This window comes from Planctopirus sp. SH287, from assembly GCF_056500625.1.
In genome coordinates this window covers 1,396,721-1,413,814 of record NZ_CM151403.1, presented here as the reverse complement: position 1 = coordinate 1,413,814, position 17,094 = coordinate 1,396,721, and the positions used below count along the sequence as shown (strand labels likewise).

At 53.6% G+C, this 17,094-nt stretch carries 28 protein-coding genes and 2 tRNA genes; all 30 read right to left on the bottom strand.

Annotated elements, in window-relative coordinates; genetic code table 11:
• Positions 1–244 precede the first annotated feature (244 nt).
• Positions 245–709, bottom strand: coding sequence for a hypothetical protein (locus tag SH287x_RS05250; protein ID WP_479517420.1), 465 nt, complete (start codon positions 707–709; stop codon positions 245–247).
• A 13-nt stretch (positions 710–722) separates the two neighbouring features.
• Positions 723–2,072 carry a replicative DNA helicase gene (gene dnaB / locus SH287x_RS05245; protein ID WP_479517419.1) on the bottom strand — a complete coding sequence of 450 codons (1,350 nt, stop codon included), beginning with the start codon at positions 2,070–2,072 and terminating at the stop codon, positions 723–725.
• A 6-nt stretch (positions 2,073–2,078) separates the two neighbouring features.
• The gene (locus SH287x_RS05240) at positions 2,079–2,336 is read right to left on the bottom strand and encodes a helix-turn-helix domain-containing protein (protein WP_479518667.1); all 258 of its coding nucleotides are present in this window, start codon (positions 2,334–2,336) and stop codon (positions 2,079–2,081) included.
• 26 nt (positions 2,337–2,362) lie between these two features.
• The gene (locus tag SH287x_RS05235; protein WP_479517417.1) at positions 2,363–2,851 is read right to left on the bottom strand and encodes a RusA family crossover junction endodeoxyribonuclease; all 489 of its coding nucleotides are present in this window, start codon (positions 2,849–2,851) and stop codon (positions 2,363–2,365) included.
• On the bottom strand, positions 2,848–4,797 hold the full coding sequence (locus tag SH287x_RS05230; RefSeq protein WP_479517416.1) for a hypothetical protein: 1,950 nt from the start codon (positions 4,795–4,797) through the stop codon (positions 2,848–2,850). Before SH287x_RS05230 ends, SH287x_RS05235 begins: the two co-directional genes overlap by 4 nt.
• Entirely contained in the window at positions 4,797–5,660 is an 864-nt protein-coding gene (locus SH287x_RS05225) for a hypothetical protein (RefSeq protein ID WP_479517414.1), read from the bottom strand. The genes SH287x_RS05230 and SH287x_RS05225 overlap by 1 nt, the downstream gene beginning before the upstream one ends.
• Before the next feature lie 35 nt (positions 5,661–5,695).
• Positions 5,696–5,914 carry a hypothetical protein gene (locus SH287x_RS05220; protein WP_479517412.1) on the bottom strand — a complete coding sequence of 73 codons (219 nt, stop codon included), beginning with the start codon at positions 5,912–5,914 and terminating at the stop codon, positions 5,696–5,698.
• A 9-nt stretch (positions 5,915–5,923) separates the two neighbouring features.
• Positions 5,924–6,157, bottom strand: coding sequence for a hypothetical protein (locus tag SH287x_RS05215; RefSeq protein ID WP_479517410.1), 234 nt, complete (start codon positions 6,155–6,157; stop codon positions 5,924–5,926).
• A gap of 44 nt (positions 6,158–6,201) precedes the next feature.
• Positions 6,202–6,660 (bottom strand): hypothetical protein, encoded by a 459-nt coding sequence (locus SH287x_RS05210; RefSeq protein WP_479517408.1) that lies wholly within the window; start codon positions 6,658–6,660, stop codon positions 6,202–6,204.
• 33 nt (positions 6,661–6,693) lie between these two features.
• Positions 6,694–7,599, bottom strand: coding sequence for a PD-(D/E)XK nuclease-like domain-containing protein (locus tag SH287x_RS05205; protein WP_479517407.1), 906 nt, complete (start codon positions 7,597–7,599; stop codon positions 6,694–6,696).
• Positions 7,596–7,901, bottom strand: a complete 306-nt coding sequence (locus tag SH287x_RS05200) for a hypothetical protein (protein ID WP_479517405.1) — start codon at positions 7,899–7,901, stop codon at positions 7,596–7,598. The genes SH287x_RS05205 and SH287x_RS05200 overlap by 4 nt, the downstream gene beginning before the upstream one ends.
• 2 nt (positions 7,902–7,903) lie before the next feature.
• Positions 7,904–8,428: a hypothetical protein gene (locus SH287x_RS05195; protein WP_479517403.1), complete on the bottom strand. Its 525-nt coding sequence runs from the start codon at positions 8,426–8,428 to the stop codon at positions 7,904–7,906.
• Positions 8,429–8,505: 77 nt separating this feature from the next.
• Positions 8,506–8,697, bottom strand: coding sequence for a hypothetical protein (locus tag SH287x_RS05190; protein ID WP_479517402.1), 192 nt, complete (start codon positions 8,695–8,697; stop codon positions 8,506–8,508).
• Positions 8,694–8,822 carry a hypothetical protein gene (locus SH287x_RS05185; protein ID WP_479517401.1) on the bottom strand — a complete coding sequence of 43 codons (129 nt, stop codon included), beginning with the start codon at positions 8,820–8,822 and terminating at the stop codon, positions 8,694–8,696. Before SH287x_RS05185 ends, SH287x_RS05190 begins: the two co-directional genes overlap by 4 nt.
• A gap of 132 nt (positions 8,823–8,954) precedes the next feature.
• On the bottom strand, positions 8,955–9,212 hold the full coding sequence (locus tag SH287x_RS05180) for a helix-turn-helix domain-containing protein (RefSeq protein ID WP_479517400.1): 258 nt from the start codon (positions 9,210–9,212) through the stop codon (positions 8,955–8,957).
• A 98-nt stretch (positions 9,213–9,310) separates the two neighbouring features.
• The gene (locus SH287x_RS05175) at positions 9,311–9,523 is read right to left on the bottom strand and encodes a carbon storage regulator (RefSeq protein ID WP_479517398.1); all 213 of its coding nucleotides are present in this window, start codon (positions 9,521–9,523) and stop codon (positions 9,311–9,313) included.
• 52 nt (positions 9,524–9,575) lie between these two features.
• Complete coding sequence (locus SH287x_RS05170) at positions 9,576–11,114, bottom strand: AAA family ATPase (protein WP_479517396.1); 1,539 nt, start codon at positions 11,112–11,114, stop codon at positions 9,576–9,578.
• 26 nt (positions 11,115–11,140) lie between these two features.
• Positions 11,141–11,389, bottom strand: a complete 249-nt coding sequence (locus SH287x_RS05165) for a hypothetical protein (protein WP_479517395.1) — start codon at positions 11,387–11,389, stop codon at positions 11,141–11,143.
• Positions 11,390–11,548: 159 nt separating this feature from the next.
• On the bottom strand, positions 11,549–11,920 hold the full coding sequence (locus tag SH287x_RS05160; protein WP_479517394.1) for a hypothetical protein: 372 nt from the start codon (positions 11,918–11,920) through the stop codon (positions 11,549–11,551).
• A 46-nt stretch (positions 11,921–11,966) separates the two neighbouring features.
• A tRNA-OTHER gene (locus SH287x_RS05155) sits at positions 11,967–12,036 on the bottom strand.
• Positions 12,037–12,046: 10 nt separating this feature from the next.
• Positions 12,047–12,313: a hypothetical protein gene (locus SH287x_RS05150; protein WP_479517392.1), complete on the bottom strand. Its 267-nt coding sequence runs from the start codon at positions 12,311–12,313 to the stop codon at positions 12,047–12,049.
• Positions 12,314–12,363: 50 nt separating this feature from the next.
• A complete protein-coding gene (locus SH287x_RS05145; protein ID WP_479517390.1) occupies positions 12,364–13,230 on the bottom strand; it encodes a phage integrase SAM-like domain-containing protein in 867 nt (288 codons plus the stop codon).
• A gap of 12 nt (positions 13,231–13,242) precedes the next feature.
• Entirely contained in the window at positions 13,243–14,109 is an 867-nt protein-coding gene (locus SH287x_RS05140; RefSeq protein ID WP_479517388.1) for a tyrosine-type recombinase/integrase, read from the bottom strand.
• Between the two features lie 533 nt (positions 14,110–14,642).
• Entirely contained in the window at positions 14,643–15,053 is a 411-nt protein-coding gene (locus SH287x_RS05135) for a hypothetical protein (RefSeq protein ID WP_479517386.1), read from the bottom strand.
• A 64-nt stretch (positions 15,054–15,117) separates the two neighbouring features.
• On the bottom strand, positions 15,118–15,381 hold the full coding sequence (locus SH287x_RS05130; RefSeq protein WP_479517384.1) for a hypothetical protein: 264 nt from the start codon (positions 15,379–15,381) through the stop codon (positions 15,118–15,120).
• Positions 15,374–15,634, bottom strand: a complete 261-nt coding sequence (locus SH287x_RS05125; protein WP_479517382.1) for a hypothetical protein — start codon at positions 15,632–15,634, stop codon at positions 15,374–15,376. The genes SH287x_RS05130 and SH287x_RS05125 overlap by 8 nt, the downstream gene beginning before the upstream one ends.
• Before the next feature lie 42 nt (positions 15,635–15,676).
• A complete protein-coding gene (locus tag SH287x_RS05120) occupies positions 15,677–15,916 on the bottom strand; it encodes a helix-turn-helix domain-containing protein (RefSeq protein ID WP_479517380.1) in 240 nt (79 codons plus the stop codon).
• Between the two features lie 15 nt (positions 15,917–15,931).
• Positions 15,932–16,198 carry a helix-turn-helix transcriptional regulator gene (locus tag SH287x_RS05115; RefSeq protein WP_479518666.1) on the bottom strand — a complete coding sequence of 89 codons (267 nt, stop codon included), beginning with the start codon at positions 16,196–16,198 and terminating at the stop codon, positions 15,932–15,934.
• Between the two features lie 93 nt (positions 16,199–16,291).
• A tRNA-Leu gene (locus SH287x_RS05110) sits at positions 16,292–16,375 on the bottom strand.
• A gap of 199 nt (positions 16,376–16,574) precedes the next feature.
• A complete protein-coding gene (locus SH287x_RS05105) occupies positions 16,575–17,069 on the bottom strand; it encodes a Fur family transcriptional regulator (RefSeq protein ID WP_479517379.1) in 495 nt (164 codons plus the stop codon).
• Between the last annotated feature and the right edge of the window lie 25 nt (positions 17,070–17,094).

Below are 17,094 nucleotides of genomic sequence, written 5' to 3'. Positions count from 1 at the left end.
CATTCCGCGTCAAAAAACACACACTCACCCCATCGCACCAGTCAATTGCCGCAACCAATCGCCCCCTGCCACGCGGCAGGTGGTAGATCATCGTTATCACGCCCCATTTAGTGGCCGGATCCCCGAACAATCTGACCTTGTCTCCAACTGAGAAATCGCCAGATGGGTGGTATCCGGTATTAACGCGACGAATCTTTTTTTTACGCATGACTGCAAGCTCGTCCTGGATGAATCACTTCTTATGTCAGTCGCATCCCTTGCCGACCCTCGAACCATCCTTGCCGTCCGTAAAGTCTTTCCAATGCCGCCATCCTTGAGGGCAATGAAAGCCCCACTCTCGGATCCGTGGCCCGGTGATGAAGAGTGTCCAGGCCGGAATAGATGCGCCACCTCGCCAGATCGACGTGAACTTATGGACGTACCTGCGAAGCTTAATTCGGTGGGCACTGGTGGCGGATCTAAATACCACTGACCCCACTTTGTGCAGCGTTGTTTCCTCTCTACCGTCCTTTCCGGGATGAATGTCGTAGTACCCACCACTCAACACGATCGACACTGAAGGCCAAGGATGATCGTGAAGCGCCCTGTCTTCGTCATCACTCACGAACTTGTGCAGGTAGACGTTGAACCAGCGGTTTCTCGGGATGAGATACCATCGCAGCAGATAGGGATTCCCTGGATCCCCCACAATGAAATCTGGCTCTCGCATTGCTTCCTCATGTTCACTCAAAGAGTGGCGTCTCAGGAATGGCCGCATAGTTCTCAAACCGCATGAACTCTTTCCGCCACGTGAGATTGACCGTCCCGGTTGGCCCACTGCGGTGCTTGGCAACGATCACTTCTGCCAAGCCTGGGGAGTCGGTTGGGTCATAGGCTTCCGGACGATGCAAGAACATCACGATGTCGGCGTCCTGCTCGATTGCTCCCGACTCTCGCAGGTCAGCCAGGCGGGGCCGCTTGTTGTCGCGTGTCTCCAGACCACGATTGAGCTGGCTCAAGGCGATGACCGGGATGTCCAGATCCTTCGCGATGCCTTTCAGCCTGCGAGTGATCTGTGCAATCTGCTGCTCACGAGGTGCCCGTTTGTCGTCGCTTTCGATGAGTTGCAGGTAGTCAATTACCAGCAGTCCAAGCTTCTGCTTGCGCTTGATCCGTCTGGCGATGGCCGCAATTTGCCCGACCGTGCGTCCTGATTGATCATCGATGAAGAGTGGCCACTTGGCGAGGTTGCTCGCAGCATCGACCATCAATCGACGCTGGCCGTCGTCGATGTCGCCCTTCCGTAGCCGGTGACCATCGACCTTGGCTGACAGGCAGAGAAATCGTTCGGCCAACTCCAGCTTGGACTGTTCCAGACTGAAGATCAGCACCGAGGAACCTGCTTCGGCAGATGCGGCTGCCAGGTTGCACACAAACGCTGTCTTCCCCATCGACGGGCGGGCTGCCAGGATAACCAGCTCTGATGGACGCAATCCATTCGTCTGATGATCAAGATCACAGAAGCCGGTCGAGAGTGCCCCTGACGACTGATCCTTCCCTCTCGCTTCGATTCGATTCAGAGTGTCGAGCAGGATCGAACGCATATCGGTCTGTGAGCTGCGTTCACGCTCTTCCAGAATGTGGAAAATTCGCTGCTCGGCCTTGCCGATCACATCCTCCGTGTCGTCCGGACTTGTGTAGCAGTCACGCAGAATGTCGTTGCAGGCGTCGGTCAGCGACCGCAGCAGCCACTGCTCCCGCACAATCTGGGCGTAGCCCATCGTATGAGCTGCATGGGGCACCGTCGAAAGGATCTCCATGAGGTACTCGACCCCTCCGCAATCGGCGAGGCACTTCTGACGGTCGAGTTCCTCGGCAAGAGTCACAGCATCGATCTGTGAATTTCGCTCGCTCATCGATTGGATCGCACGATAGATGAGGCTGTGAGAGTGTCGATAGAAGTGCTCGGCACTGACGATGTCTGCCACATCGTCGAAAGCATGTGGGCTTAGAAGAATGCCGCCCAGCAGCGACCTCTCTGCCATCTCATTGCGTGGCGGGCCAGCCACGTCTTTTTCTGCGAATGCAACCATGACCAGCTATTCCCTTACAAGAGTGCACATCAATTCGTATGGCGTGTCATTTACTTCGCTTAATTCCGCGTGTCTGACGACATCATGTATTTTCACATTCAGTACATTGCAGATTTGAACCAGGAGGTCGAAGCTTGCGGTCTTACTGGATAAGCTGCCTTTTTCTGCGTAACACAACATCACATTGCTAACTCCAGCACGCTTAGCTAGTTCTTTCTGACTAATACCTTGCTTCATCCTTTCTGTGCGTAGCACTTGAGACATGCGGCGTCGGAGTTCATCGCCATCCATCATTCAGCCTCCACCTTGAAGATTTCGACTCGCACGCCAGCTTGCGGGCCGTAGGATTTGCTGACTTGTTGTGAAACGACTTGCGAATCATCTCGCCAGACGATGCCGGTCAAAGCATCTTCGACGGCTCGCCAGAGCTTGGTCGCGTCTGGCTTGATCGTCGGGTGTTGGGGTGCGGAACTCTTCAGCACTGCGGCGTTTCTGCCGCTGCCGTAGTGCGCCTTAGGCCTCAACACAAAAAAACTCACTTTGGCGTAGAGGGCGACATCGGCGGGGGGGACAGCCCCCATGATCTTGCGAGCCTCACGCTTCACTTCGTGTTGCCAGTCCTTGGCCTTGGGGTTGGCGTCGATCACATTAGCGATAACTCCACCTCTTCCATTTGGGATTGGCTGCCCCTCTTTGTTGCGTGGCACGAAAGCCCGCTTGCTCCCGCCCGGCTGAGGCTTGCCGAGCACTGTGATGTCGCACAGTTTTGCGAGCTTCATTCGCCCACCTTTCCAGCGACTGCATCTTCTTCTGAGATGGTCGCGAAACTGATCGCTGCGGGTGACTCCCCCTGAATCTTCACTCGAAGAATGAACGACTGGAGATCTTTGAAGAGATAACTCGCGTGCTCACCGTCGATTGGCTGGAGCAGAGCCGACAACCGCTCCGCTTCCCCGATGACAGCTTGGGTGGCTGTCTGGAATCCAGGGTGCCGGATCGATGGTGCGTCCGTCTCCTCAGGGAAGATATGGTTGACTCCCTCCAGATCGCTATGCAGCACACTGGATGGTCTGTGCTTATCATCTGCTCCCCAGGCCACCCGGATCGTTAGGCCTGATCCGTCACTACATGGGATGCTCGGAGTCGGAATGTAATATTCATCCGACTCCACATAGATTCCCGCAGCATCCACGTCCTCGTCGCCATAGAATCCGACCATTACACAGCAGAAGATGTTGGATGAGCAGTTCTCCGCTCGGCAGTAGCCGTCGTCATCCGACTCTATCGGGCGGTGAGCCTTGCACTCGAAGCAGTAATACTGCAAAGCCACATTGTCGTTTCTGTTGTGCTTCAGAGCGTATTGAACAGAATCTTCCTTCTGCTCTTCTGCCAAGTACGGAGCGAGGTCATCGGGCACGTCTGGTATTTCGACGTCGTCAACGCCCGATGTGGCCTGCAAAACCTGCTTGGCCCAAGTGTCGATCTCATCCCTGATCTCAGGCGACCACTCTTGCAGAATCTCAACAGGGATCACCGGCACCGCCACACTCTTGAGGCTAGCCAGCAGCTGCTCATCGCAGAGCGTCAGCTTGTCGTCTGGCCGTGGCTGAGGTGCGTCAGGCTCAGGGAAGGGGAGTGTTTCCCGCTGCACTTCGGCGAGCGTCTCCAGGGCAGGGTGGCCGTGCGGGCGGTGCTTACCGGCTTCGACGTCTTCATGAATGAGGTCAGGATCTCGACTGGGAACACTCTCGTCGTTGTCGTTCTCTTCATCCTTGGTGTGTGGTGAACAGTTCCTGATCACGAGAGTTCCACGACGCTTGGCAAACTTCGTGAGTTCCATTAACCCTTCTGATTCTTTCGAGACTGATATACGAAGTCTGATTGAATAATACTTCTTCTTCACCGACATGCCCGACGAGATGAACGGGCCGGGGATGTGCGGATTGGCATCCTCCATTGTTGGTAGAGTTTTCTGATTAGATGCCACATCCCCCAGCGTTAATGTAACTTCGCCCTCGATGCTGTTCCCAACGAAAATATCTGCCGCGCTCACCACCCCAATGGCATCCCGTTGAATTGTCAGGCCAATGCTCACAGTCTCCGAATTAAATGACACTCCTCCAAAGTCGACTGGTATCTCCAATGGTGTCTCAAACGTGACTCGAGGCGATTTGGCCTTGGTAGATGGCTTAATGTCATCGGACTCGTGATCTCTATCCAGGTCGTCAAGCCCATCGTCTCCAAGGTCTTCTTCAAATTTGTCTGCGTCATTGACGTCATCCTCTGTAGCCAACAGTGGACTTGGTGCGTCGAAACCCACAGATTCCGCACTGACCGGCTCGTCACTCGGCTCGACTACATGGCAATGGAACGCTGACGTATCCGGATCCGAGTCGACTGGTTTTTCTTCGTCGTCTATCTGCAACCATGCAATTCGGTCAAACGCTTCGTCTCGCAGGGCTTCGCCGAGAATGTTACGTCGTTCAAGCGTGAGTTGGTCAAGATCTGCAATCCCCAGGTAATAGCCTCGGGTTGAAAGCTCTTTATAAAGCACAGCAGGCACACTCCGAGACTCATAGGCTCGGTCGAATCCGGTCTGCCAGGCTCCCGCCAACTCACCCTTCATGGTCTTCGGCGGCTGTGAGGCATGAGTCCACCAGTCTTCCCAACCACGGGTTTCCGCATCCTTGATCTGCTCTGCTGTGGCTGCCGATTTCTTCGCCATTACTTACATCCTGTTTGGGTGGTTGCAAAAAATTGGAATGCCAGTTGTGTGTCCGTTGGTAGAGCTTTGAGCCTCTCAGGCTTGGTACGGATCTCTTCCCGCAAAGTCTTTAAGTACCCTGCAGCCCAGTGCATATGCTCAGGGTCGATCGATAGTTTTCTCTTGCCACCGATCAGCGTTTTGAACAACGCAAGTGGTGATCTGATCTGGCTGCTTGACCTGGCATGCTTCGATGCTGCCAGAACTCGCACGTAGTGCATCTCTTCGTGTTCGCATAATGCGTTCGGCTTGCCACGCTCTTTCATCGCGACCTGCACCGCCCAGCGGAGCATGAGCAATGGATCTTTGAGTGCTTCGTCGGTCAGCGTGTCAAAGAGGCTTGTGCCATCAGCCTGCCAGGGCTGTTGACTCTCAACGGCTGTCACAGGATGTTTCACCGACATTGTCTCTGACGGCTGAACTGAGGCGGGTGCAGCGAGTCCCTTGTCACGGGCCCGCTGCTGCCGCTTCCGCTCAGCATCTTGTTCTCGCTTCTTTTGCAGATCCCCAAAACGCTCGTCATAACCAGGCACTGAGATAGACTCCGTGCCAATTTCAATCCATCCCGTCTTCTCCTCTACGAGCCGCCAGAACTGCTCCGTCTCCCCACATTGATGAATGAGCGTGGCCATGTCGCAGGGAGTCACCTCACCCCAACCTTGCCTGGTCTCGGACGGCTGCCCGTACTCATTGACCCAGCACCACAGACCGACCAGACACCCCACCACATAGCGGGCAGGCATCCCAGTGGCGGCTGCAATCCTCACCACTTCGGGTTTGGTATGCAGGTGGTTATCGATCTTTGTCCAAAACCCGCTGGCCATCCGTGTTCGCCTTCCGTGCGATGCGTTGATCCGTCTCAGGCACATTTCTCTGTCTTGAGTCGCTGCAAGATGTCCAGTCGTTGCTGATCGAACCTCGCTGTGGTTGGCAGCGAGAGGTAGGCATCCCAAAGGCTCAGCCAGTGCTGATGCTGCTTAGTCCCTCTGTCGTCATTTGACGACTGAAACAACTGCCCCACCTGCTGGCGCTGGGCGTCTGTGATGTGCTCCTGGAACAGCCCTTTTAATCCACTCATAACCCATCCTTAGAACGGGATCTCATCGTCAAGATCCAGCCACTTTTCCAAGCCCGCTTCCATGTTTTCCAACGCCTCAATTTGCCTATCTGTCACACGCTCATGCTTGGAGATCGTGTCCATGATCGATGAGACTTTTTCGTAGACAGACTCGGCATAGTCCTGACCAGAGGTCGGCACTTCCTCGCATGTGCTGAGGATCTCACCTGCGAGCTTCAGAGCGGCTTTCCAGTCGTTGACCACTGGGGCTGGCTCATTGACTGGGGTTGGCGATGCATGGGGGAACGTCAGAACGTGATTGCTCCGGCTGCTGTCGCCGGCTGGGTAGGGTTTTGCGGCACCGCACCTGGCTGTGAAGCGAGTGCCGCATGATGTTGATAACCAGCCGGTGGCACCTGTGGAGCAACGGTCACTTGCATTTGTGCATACGCCTGAGGGAAATACTCTCGCACTCGGAGGCAGGGGACTGTCTCACCGCCAAAGTCTGTCTCAGATTCATACAGAGTGACCGGCTTGCCCACCCAGGCATTCGTTTCAGGGCCATAGAGCTTGGCGATCCGCTTCCCGTTAGTGCGGTTCATCACCATACCTTTGCTCATACCTTGGAAATAAAGCACTGGCCGTTCCTCCTGGTCTGTGCCGACCTTCTCCAGTTTGATAGCAGCAATGGAGACAGTGACGTCTTGTCCTTGCAGGTCAGCCGCCGCGACATAGTTTGAGGGAAACCAGCTATTAATGTGAGCCATGATTCAGACCTTTCCGGTGTTGTGCGAAATGGATTAGAGCGAGACCGACTTGCCACCAATGGAGAGTGAGAGAGGATCTTCCTGAGGAGTTGCCCAACGCGGGAGATCCCATTCATCGGGATCTGCAGCACACGGCCAACTGTTCTGCCGCCTGGCTTCTGCCAGCTCTCCAAGTAAATCGTGAAACTGGTCGTAGCCCACCTGTTGAGCCTCCAGGGACAGGCTGGCAGCTCGCACAGTCCACGGTGAGACCGTTTCCGCAGCGATCAGGGCAAAGCGTTGCGACCGACCAGTAAGCCGCATCAGGCCCTCGCAGTACATCGCACCTTGCCGGTGATAGGCACGCTTGGCGATGTGCTGCTCAAAGCTGAGTGGGTCATAGGACGTCTTGAGGTCGATCACCAGACTTTGCTGTGGTAGCCACTTATCAATGCGACACTTACACCGGATGCCTGTCTGTGGATCATCCCAGACGATGGACACTTCCACCGGGCCGGGAGAGTTGAGCCATGCGTTTGCCCGCACGTGAGCCACCAACGCTGTCACCAGAGCACGCATGGAATCATATTGGGACTGTGTAACGATGGACTTGCCTTCGTTGGCTGACTCAAACTCATCCACAGCCTGCTTGTAAGCTGATGACGCCTTCGGCTTCTCGAACCGAGAGCCATCCGGCTTTCTCACCTGCTCCTCGAAGGGCGGCATGACCACATAGCGTTGAGCCAATTCAAGCGGCTCGAGTCGACCGCAATGAACCAGGCTCCCCAGCCGCATCGCTTCGGTTTCCTCAATGGTCACGCCCGCGTGGAAATGTGCCATCGACTTAGCGGCAAGGTGCAGCCGACTATTTGAGATATAGGGCCAGGAGAGATAAGCCTCAAACGGCACATCCTCATAGATACCAGGGCCGGGCAGTTCGTCGTTGTAAGGAGCGATCATTGGCTGATCCCTTTCGCCTTTTGAATGGCCGCCAACAAGGCTTTTGTTGCCTGCTGGACGTAGCCTTTTTGGGCTGCCACTCGATAATCAGAGAGTGTCGAGAGAGCGAGTTCGGCGGCTTCTAATAACTCTGGAGCAGACCGGATAAGTCGGGCATTGGCTTCATCAACCTTATTGCCAGTCTCGATATGAATATTTGCAAGCAGCCTCATGCGATTCTGGCTGGTCAAGACATGCCATTCGGGATCCACAGTTGGTTCGTCAACATACAAATCCCATGGCCCGGGTGTGTGGTGTCCCATGTCTAAGTCAGCTCCACTTCATAGACACACTTGCTACCGGAAACACTCTTCAGTGTCGCCTTCGCTTTGTGATCAACGTCCGATGAGTCGACCGCCACGAATTCCACTTCACGGGGAATGTCCCAGTCCGGTGCGTCGACAGTCACCTCAGTGCAGTCCAGTTCGTACAGCACTTCTTCAGCCGTCGTAGATCCGTATGGGTGAGACTCCACGTCGCGAAGCACAGTGACCTTTTCGGTGATCTGGTCAGCCACCTCTTGCCAGATTGCCTTCCACTCCCGCACTTCCTGAGCGTCGATACGGTTAGATTCGGCCTGCCGGGTTCGCTCGGAGAGTTGATTGAGCAGGTCGGAATTATCCCGGCCAACTCGCACAATCTCTGCATTGAGCCTCGCCACCTGACCTGTCAGAGCTAGGTACAACTGCCGCTCCTCAGTGAGAGAGCGTTCCAGCTGCTCCAGTTTTTCCGACATCTCCATCCGATTGAGGATGAGCGGGAGGCGACCGGTTTCGACTGTTGCGACCATCACTTGATCCTTTCGGTAGGTGCCAGCATCCCCAGACGGATGAGGGCGGCAGTTCTGACTTGGGCACTGGTCATGGGTCATTCGCCTTGCAATGAAGCAGTGATGGATTGGATCGCTTCTTCATTTCGCTCGTATTGCCGGTTGCATCGGTGATAGACACCGGTCTCATCATCTTGGCCATAGTCCGCCATGAGCTTGGCCAGCCATGCTTGTGACAGTTTGAGCTGCTCCAGCAACACGCACACTTGATCGTCTTGCTTTTTCATCATTCACACCTCAATAGAGGGAGCGGGCCGTGGACTTCCGCGACGTTCACATCGAGACGGTGCCAAGCGGCCTTGCCAGCCACCATCACTGCTGCGCGTCCGGTGGTCATATCGATTTCGTGAGCCATGATTCGCTTCCCAGTCAGAGTGTTTTAGATGTGTTTGACCGACACGAGATATTCTACGTTTTGTAGAATTCAATGCAAGCTCTGCAAGCAAGTGTTTTCTACATTTCGTAGATTTCTTGGTTTCACCCTCAATTATTCGGAGGGCAAGAACTTTGCTACAGACAAGCCGAACACAGCTGCGACAGCGGGAATCAGATCCAATGGCAGGTCGCGTTTATTCGCCTCGTAGGAGTAGTACGTCACAGGCTTTAGGTTAGCTCCATGCAACGTGTTGAGGCTCTCTACCACGTGATCGACAGTCAAACCTTTTTGGTCACGAACTTCCCTGAGCCTGGCAGCAACACGGCCAGAATAGGTGGAGGTGTCGACGGAAAGTGGCTTGCGTCCCATGGTACCGCTTGGAGATTCGCTTTTTTTACGTTTTGTAGAACCTGCCATCCTAACAACCTCCGAGGCCTGTGCCAGTGAATGTGTAGTGCCATCTGCGGTTAAGCAGCTTCTGAGTCCAGATGATCCTGCAATTGCTGATCTGCCAGCCGGTCACAGCGCTCCAGATCCACGATCTCTTGTCGCACGATCTTGACCCCATCCGGAGCGATGAAGCCCAGTCGTACCCGATTGCCCTGGATTGAGATAACAGTCACCGAGACACCTTCGCCAATCTCGATTGTTTCGCCTGCCTTGCGTGAGAGAACGAGCATGATGCTTCCTTGCTTATGACTTCCATTCAGAACACGTCACACCACGTGACGATCACACTGTTTCGACAGACATCTGACGTTGCAGAGGGTCGCGGGCTGCCTCAGCCGTGAAGACCATTAACTGAGTCTGTGCAACGATGTCCGCGATCAACTTGCGGTTGGTCGCGTCCAGCCCCTCCCAGGCTTCTTGAGGGATGGCCAGGATCGCTGGCTGCTGATTCTTCTCAACCGCCTTGAGAAACAGGCTCAGAGCCAGTGCCCAGCGTTCCCCATGCGAGAGTTCGGCAAAGAAGACTTGCCCTCGCTTCTCGTGATTGACAATCAGACGGAATTCACTGGTGACATCCACAGCGGACTTCAGTGAGCGCACGGCTTCAGCTAAGACAGTCGGAATCTGCTGAGCGAGCTTTCGGAGGCCGCTTCCTTTGCCTCGAAGTGCTGCCAGAGACTCTTCGCGAACTGCTGCTTGTGTTCGCAGTTCAGCGGCTTTCTTCTCTTCGGCCAGTCGGGTTAGCTGAGCATGAATACCTTCAATCTTCTGCTCAGCTTCACTGATTTCTTCGCTCGATGGATTAGGCAGGCCGTTCATCCTGTCAATAGAAGCATTGTATGATGCGAGCATGTTTTGCTGCTTGACCGCAAAGTCGTAGGACTGCTGCTGGTGAGCAAGTGTGGATCGCAGTTGAGTCAGTTCGTCTCTCTTGGCCAGCAGTGCATTTCGAGCCTGAGTCACTGCTTCTTCGAGTCGGCGATCTTCTTCGGCGAGCACCTTTTCAGCCTCCGTGAGATCGGCCAGTGCCTGATGCTCTTCAGTGAGGCTTTTCATACTTGATTCAAGATCCGCTTTCTGTAGGTGGATCCGTGACACTTCATCGCTGATCTGGACGAACACATCCCGCTGCTTGGCAAGCTCGGACTTGCGGAGTGTTGCGGCCTCCAGGTCATTCTTCAGGGAGGCTTCATCGGCGATTGTACCTGAGTTGGGTTCCCCTGCCTGCTGACGCATGGCTTGGATCTGCGACCACTCAGCCTCACACTTGGCTTCCACTGTGCGAGCGGAGACTTCCACGTCTCGCTTAATAGCGTCGGCCAACTGGATCACATCATCGGTTGACTTGAGCGAGGACGGCTTTACCGTCGCGTCAAACTCTTCGGTCGAGCCGAACAGTTCCCGGAACGTCTCAATGTTCGCCGCCACACCGGCCAGACTCACTAAGGCCCGAATCCGCTTGGCATCAGCAGCTGCTGGATCCTTAATTAACGGATCGACCAGATCAGCAATGTTGTACTGATCCTCGATCGATTCGATCTCAACATCACCCATGCGACGGTTGGCACCATTGCGGGCAATTTTGAGCGTCGCGCCGAAGCCTTCTACCTTGCCACCAACCGTGCCATCCCGAGAAGTGAGTCGCTGTGATCCATTAAGTGCCAGTCCATTGATTGCATTGAGTGCAGTTGACTTACCTGCCCCATTGCGACCACGGAACACTGTGATGGTGCCAGGCTTGGGCGAGAGCTCGAGCTTCTCGATGGGGCCGATGTTCTCAATGACGATCTTGTCGGCGGATTCTTTGGCTGGGGCGACCATGGGAAGTTCCTTGTGGGTGGGGGTGCCTATTCGGCATTGATTTCAAACTGCATGAGCGGCTTAAAGACGATGGGCTTGCCGTTGCCGATGTGGGGGCCGAACACTTTCATTACCCTCCAGAGTTGCCAGCGGGTGTAGCCCTCGGCGTCTGGATTGTGCTCAGCATCGTTCCCATAGAAGTTCTCGGCGGCTATCTCCACCCCGATGGGGGTGAGCTGGATCCGGACGTAAAAGTTGTAGTTGAACGGAGTCAGTGGAACGTCCGGGAATGCCATGCTGCGATCCTGCCAGAGCGACTTCAGTGAATCGAAAAGCCTGCCCCCGGGAATCGAACCCGGCACCTGCGAAACGGAGTTCGCTGCTCTCCCACTTCTGAGCTAGGGCAGACACGCCGGGCGGGGCAATCCAAGGTCAGCCCCACCCGTCTCAACCCATCACTGGGAACCTGCTTGGCCAGGTGCTGCTGCGGGTTGCTCCGCAGTAGTTGAGGGAGAAGTCAACAACCCTAGGTCTGCTTCGACCTCAACTACCACTGTCTTCGTTCTTTTGCTGAGCAATCCGGCTTTATAGAAGGCGGTCAGGCCGCAACCACATACATCCCCTTCGATCCAGTGCGTGTCAGAAACATTACATGCTTCCATCGGCGTCATTGAAAGTTGATTGACCCAACGCAGTTGCTCAATGGAGATGGCTTCGTAGAATGTGATATCTATTTTCCCATCTATTTCACAATGGGGCATTGCTTCAAGCCGATTAGCGATTTCTCGCAGTACAGTGACCATCTTTGTGGGTGTTAAATCGCTCATGTGAACCTCGTGTGAATTGATTGCTTCTTGGGAACTATCACTAGATTGCACCTGGTTGGACTCGAACCAACATCACCCTCGGGCCAGAGGGTGCTCTACCAATTGAGCTACAGGCGTCACGCTTACTTAGTCACGAAAGAACGCAGCTTCAGTAGCCGGATCCCGCGTCCGATCCTGAAACAGTTGCTTTAAGTTGGGCGGCAGACCGCCTGCTGCCTCTCTGAGAAACACTTCGACGGTCTTCGCCATCTTTCCCCGCAGCAGCACTTGCGTATCAACAATCTTCAGCGCGGCCAGAATATGCAGCAAGTCCACCGGCCTGACATGCACTGTCACGCAGCCGGGCGCATCCCGGAATGCCTGGATCTCTTTAGTCAGGCCGGTTGGGGCCATGAGTACCTCCTTTCGTTTTGATAATCAGTAAACCAGAGCAGGGCGGTTCTCTAGTGAGGTCTTGGCAAGACACCAACGGCAAAAGCCGATGGAAGTATTGTCTCATCTAGATTTACAGCAGACATATCAGACCGATGCCCCGCATATCGGTTCGCTTGAGTTGGCCCGGCAATAAGCCAGGTGAGTGAATACCCAGTACGCCTGATCTTTTGGAACTTATCTCTATGTGTATTTGGTAGCCCTGCTGCAACCAGTAGCCGATCCATCGACTGCCATAGATACCTGCGATGGAATGGGAACGCGAAGATCGTCTCGCTGTCTGCATTCCATGCAGCATTTAGTGCCTCAACAGTCTGATCAGATAGACTCTGAATCAGCCTTCCATTTCTGCCTCGAACCTGAAATGAGATCTGCTTTCTGTCTTCGCTCAAGTGTCTTTTCAGTGCTTTCAAGACAGATCCCACCGGCTGCCCTGTGTCATAGCAGAACAGGATCAACGCCTTCCATTGTGACGATCCCCATCCTTTTTTCATGGGGATGCCATCACATGCGTCGATGAGCTTCTTCATCTCATCTAGCTTCCAAGATGTCGGGTTTTTTTTAGAAACCTTCACCCTTGGCACTCTTTCTGTATCTGGATGTGCCTGCTTAGCCAGTTGTTGCCGGTAAGCTTCTCGCCACATCGAGATAATCATCCGTCTCTTGGAGTTCACAGTAGCAGGGGCTGCATCCTTAGATTCAAGCAACCACTTCTGGAACCCCAAGAGTGTGTCATCTGATAGATCATCCAAAGAGGCTGGTCTTCCCAGGTATTCAGAGAATACATTCAGGCAGACTATCAGTTGTTCAATCGATCCTTCTGTGAGTTCACTGTGACTCACGAGATATCGTTCACGAAGAAAACTGATAAGCAACATGCCTATTCCTCTCTACGGTCTCGGCAGAACACTGATAGCCTGACTGGCAGGCAGCAGAGTTCGATCTAAGTAGTACGCTGACATGTCTGTTCGATGGCCGGCGTATTGGCTTGCTTCTTTGTGACCAGCCAACACGTACACTTGGCTGTACCCAGTTCTGCGAATCTTGTGACACTTATTTCGCCTGCTCACTGGAAGACCAGCTTTAGTGAGCAATTGATCCATATCGAGCCAAATTTGACGGTGATGAAATGGGTAGTCGAATAGCTTCTCTTGATCACGATTGATCATCCTCAAGAGTTCCACCGTATCTGGGTGCAGGTCATGCACCTTGTCTTCGCCTCCCTTTCGCACCTCCGCTGTGATGGTCAGTTTTCCTCTCTCTAAATCGAGGTGTTCAACTGGAGTGTTCAGTACTGCTCCAATCCTTTCTCCAGTGTCGTAACAGACCAGCAACAACGCCCTCCAGTCCTGACCTGACCAACCACGTTTAACCGGCATGGCATCGCAGGCATCTACCAATTGCGTCATCTCATCTGTACGCCATGCAGTTGGGTTCCTTCGCGGCACCCGCGCCCGTGGCACTCGTGCTGCATCCGGAGCCACCACACTGGTGAGATCGAGACTGTGCGCTTCTCGCCACATCGAGATAACCATCCGTCGTTTCGAGTTGATTGTTGTTGGTGAGGACTTTCGTTCGTGCTTCATCCATCCGCAGAACCTCAGCAGGTTGTCATCAGTGAGGTCACTCAGGAGTGGGGGGCGTTTCAGGAATTCTCCAAACACGCTGATACAGACTTCGAGTTGTTGGATTGATCGCTGGCGAAGATCGAAGTGTCTCAACAGATAGTGGTTCTTCAAGAATCGATAGAGTTGCATTTCTGAGGCCTGCCTTTCATTTCTGGTTGGCCCCTCCGTGGTGTTTCGTGTCTCCGTTCAGTTGTTCTCTACATTCTGAATTGACTGTCGTCAGACACTGTGCGCAATTTCTCCGGCACCTGATCACAGATTGCCTCACTACTGGCGCAGTGATAGCAATGCTGTGACGGTTGAGGCTCCGTACAACCGGACTGCGGGCAGACCTTCGGCTGCTGACGATGACCGGCACGTTCCATATGGACGCACCCTCATCGTGTTGAGACCTGGGGAGAGTTCCGCAGAGAAGACCGTAGGTCTGTGAAATCCATCACATTCACTACAATCCGCAACAGTTTGGATGGCGTTATGCGGCTTTACGCTGATCCCGGCTGAAATCCATCAGCCAGGTGCCAGTCCTGTCACGAGAGTTTGCTGAACCCATCCGTGGGCCAGCCCGGTCATCGCTCACCGCATCGATTCAGCGGTGAGGCTGAGGTCGACGAGGGGATAATAGCATTCTATTATTTTGTTACAAGCCCAGTCTTGGAATTTTTTTAGACTTGCTGCACGAGGAACTTCGCAATCAGCTTGTAACACACACCGCCAACGATTGTGACGAATCCTCCCAATGCCGGAATTCCAACTAGAAACGGGCCGATCGGCAATAACCCTGCACCACACAATCCAAGCAGGATTCCTGTCGAAAGCATCGAGAGTCCCATAACGAACATTACGTCCGAGACAATCAAGTGGGTGACTCGACGCAGTCGCAAGACTTCTTGACTGCCCATCGTCTCTCTGGCCTGCTCGACCGATGGTTCTCTGGATCCTTGATGCTCTTCTCGAGCAATAACAAGCTTATTTTTCGCAGTCCTTGAACAATCCCCACAATAGCGAGGATCACTTCCCTCAGGAATCTTTGTTACCTGCTCGCAGGATGGGCATTTCCAAGAAATCATTTGCATAGTCGTGACTTTCAGCTTTCTTGGATTAGACACTCCATCCATCGCAGCAGAACCCGTCGTGTGCCTATCCATGATCCCACCACGCTTTGGCCTGGTACACACACACTCCAACAATCCCAACAACAACCCCTGCAATCCCAAACACTAAAGTCACTCCGAAGAGAACCGCATATCCCCCGGATTGACTTGCAGGGTTGCTAAACGTCATCCATAAACCAGAACTGATAATCGCAATGAAAGCTGATATTAGTGAGACAAAACCCCACTTTAGCATTCCTGCCTTGTGCTTCTTTTCAGTCAGTTCAACCAACAGTTTCGATTCAACCATGATGCCACCACGCTTGGAACTTTGCATAACAGATCCCAAAGAAACCTATCACGAAAGTCACTACACCCAAGATCCCGATTGCCGTCCCGGTATTGGCCAGATATGCCTGGTTCAACACGGGGTCTTCAAAGCATTTCCATATCCCAGCACCCGCAAGAATCAAGACGAGGCCACCTGCCGCAATTGCGTACCAAAGAATCATCAGCTTCTTGATTCGTTTCTCTGTGAGCTCGGTCAGAACCTTCGTCGACATGACTTACCTTTATCGGTATGGCCACGCAGTCCATTGCTGTTCTTAATTCCCTACACCAGGACGAACTAAATCATCCAGAGAGCATTCAAGAATCTCAATAATTTTCACAATATGCGAAAGTTTTGGTTCCGATTCGCCACGAATCCAACCGCTAACAGATGGCTGAGTAACACCGACAAGTTCAGCTAACTGTTCTTGCGTGATTCTACAAGCTTTGCAACGAGCACGTAGGTTGGCACTGAAATTGTGCTGAAGCGTTCCTTCGGTTCTTGAGGCGAGCATGATCATGCCTCCAGGTTAAGCAGATCGCTGAATCACAAGTTCAGATTGAGCAACATCAGAAACTGGAGAATGAAGTAACTCATCAACCGTCGTACCAAGTGCTTTGGCGATTTGACTCGCTGTGGTAAGACGTGGTTCGACTGCTCCTCGGAGTATTTGACTGATTGCACCTTGAGTAACGCCAACAGCCTCCGCTAACTGCACCTGTGTCAGACCAACTGAAATACAACGCGACTTCACGTTCGCGCGAAACGTCTCTGTCTCAGGTTTTGGGGCGAGCATGATCATGCCTCCGATTGTAGCACGATCTGGGGAAAAGTAACCCCGAACGTGCCAGAAGCTGGCTTGGAGCGAATTACTCCAGCCAGCTCTGAGTGCCCAGGACAGGAATCGAACCTGCACGGGAGTTATCCCACTAGCTCCTGAAGCTAGCGCGTCTGCCAGTTCCGCCACCTGGGCAGGTGGTTGGCGAAGAATACGTCACGTTGCTTTCTTAGGCAAGTCTGCCAACAAGAAACCAGAGACAGATTCTTTGCCAAATGCTTTTCTCCCAATAGAAACGCCAGATTCAGCACCATTTCTCTGAAATTTTTTAACAGGTGCAACTGGTACTGAAGATTTCCACGAGCACTCCCTGACTTCGAGGCGTTTTCCGGAATTAGATCATGTCCAGGCGACGATGCGACCTTTGTGGAGGACGCAGGCACTTGGCACACACACCTTCCACCTCCAGCCGATGCCCCGACATCCGAAAACCGTGCTCCATGGCAACCTTCTCCAGCGCTTCTGAAATGACGTCGTTGGCGAATTCAATCATATCGCCACATTTGTCACAGATCAGATGATCGTGCTGAGGATAGCCATAGTCATGTTCATAAACTTCACGGTCATTGGCCCGGGCCACCCGGCGAAGTAAACCGGCCTCAACCAGCAGGCTCAATGTCCGATAAATGGTCGAACGGCTGGCGCCATCCTTCCGGCCCCGCTGCGACAGATTGGCAACCCATTGCTCAGCATCAAAGTGATCATGAGTGGCATAGACCGCTGTCACGACAGCTTCACGTTCCGGGGTGAGCCGCATTCCCTTGGTCAGAAGGAACTCGCGAAATTTTTCGACCGGAGCAATATCTTCATTAAATGCGGCAAGATGCACTGAGAATCCCCCACGGCTGTCTGAG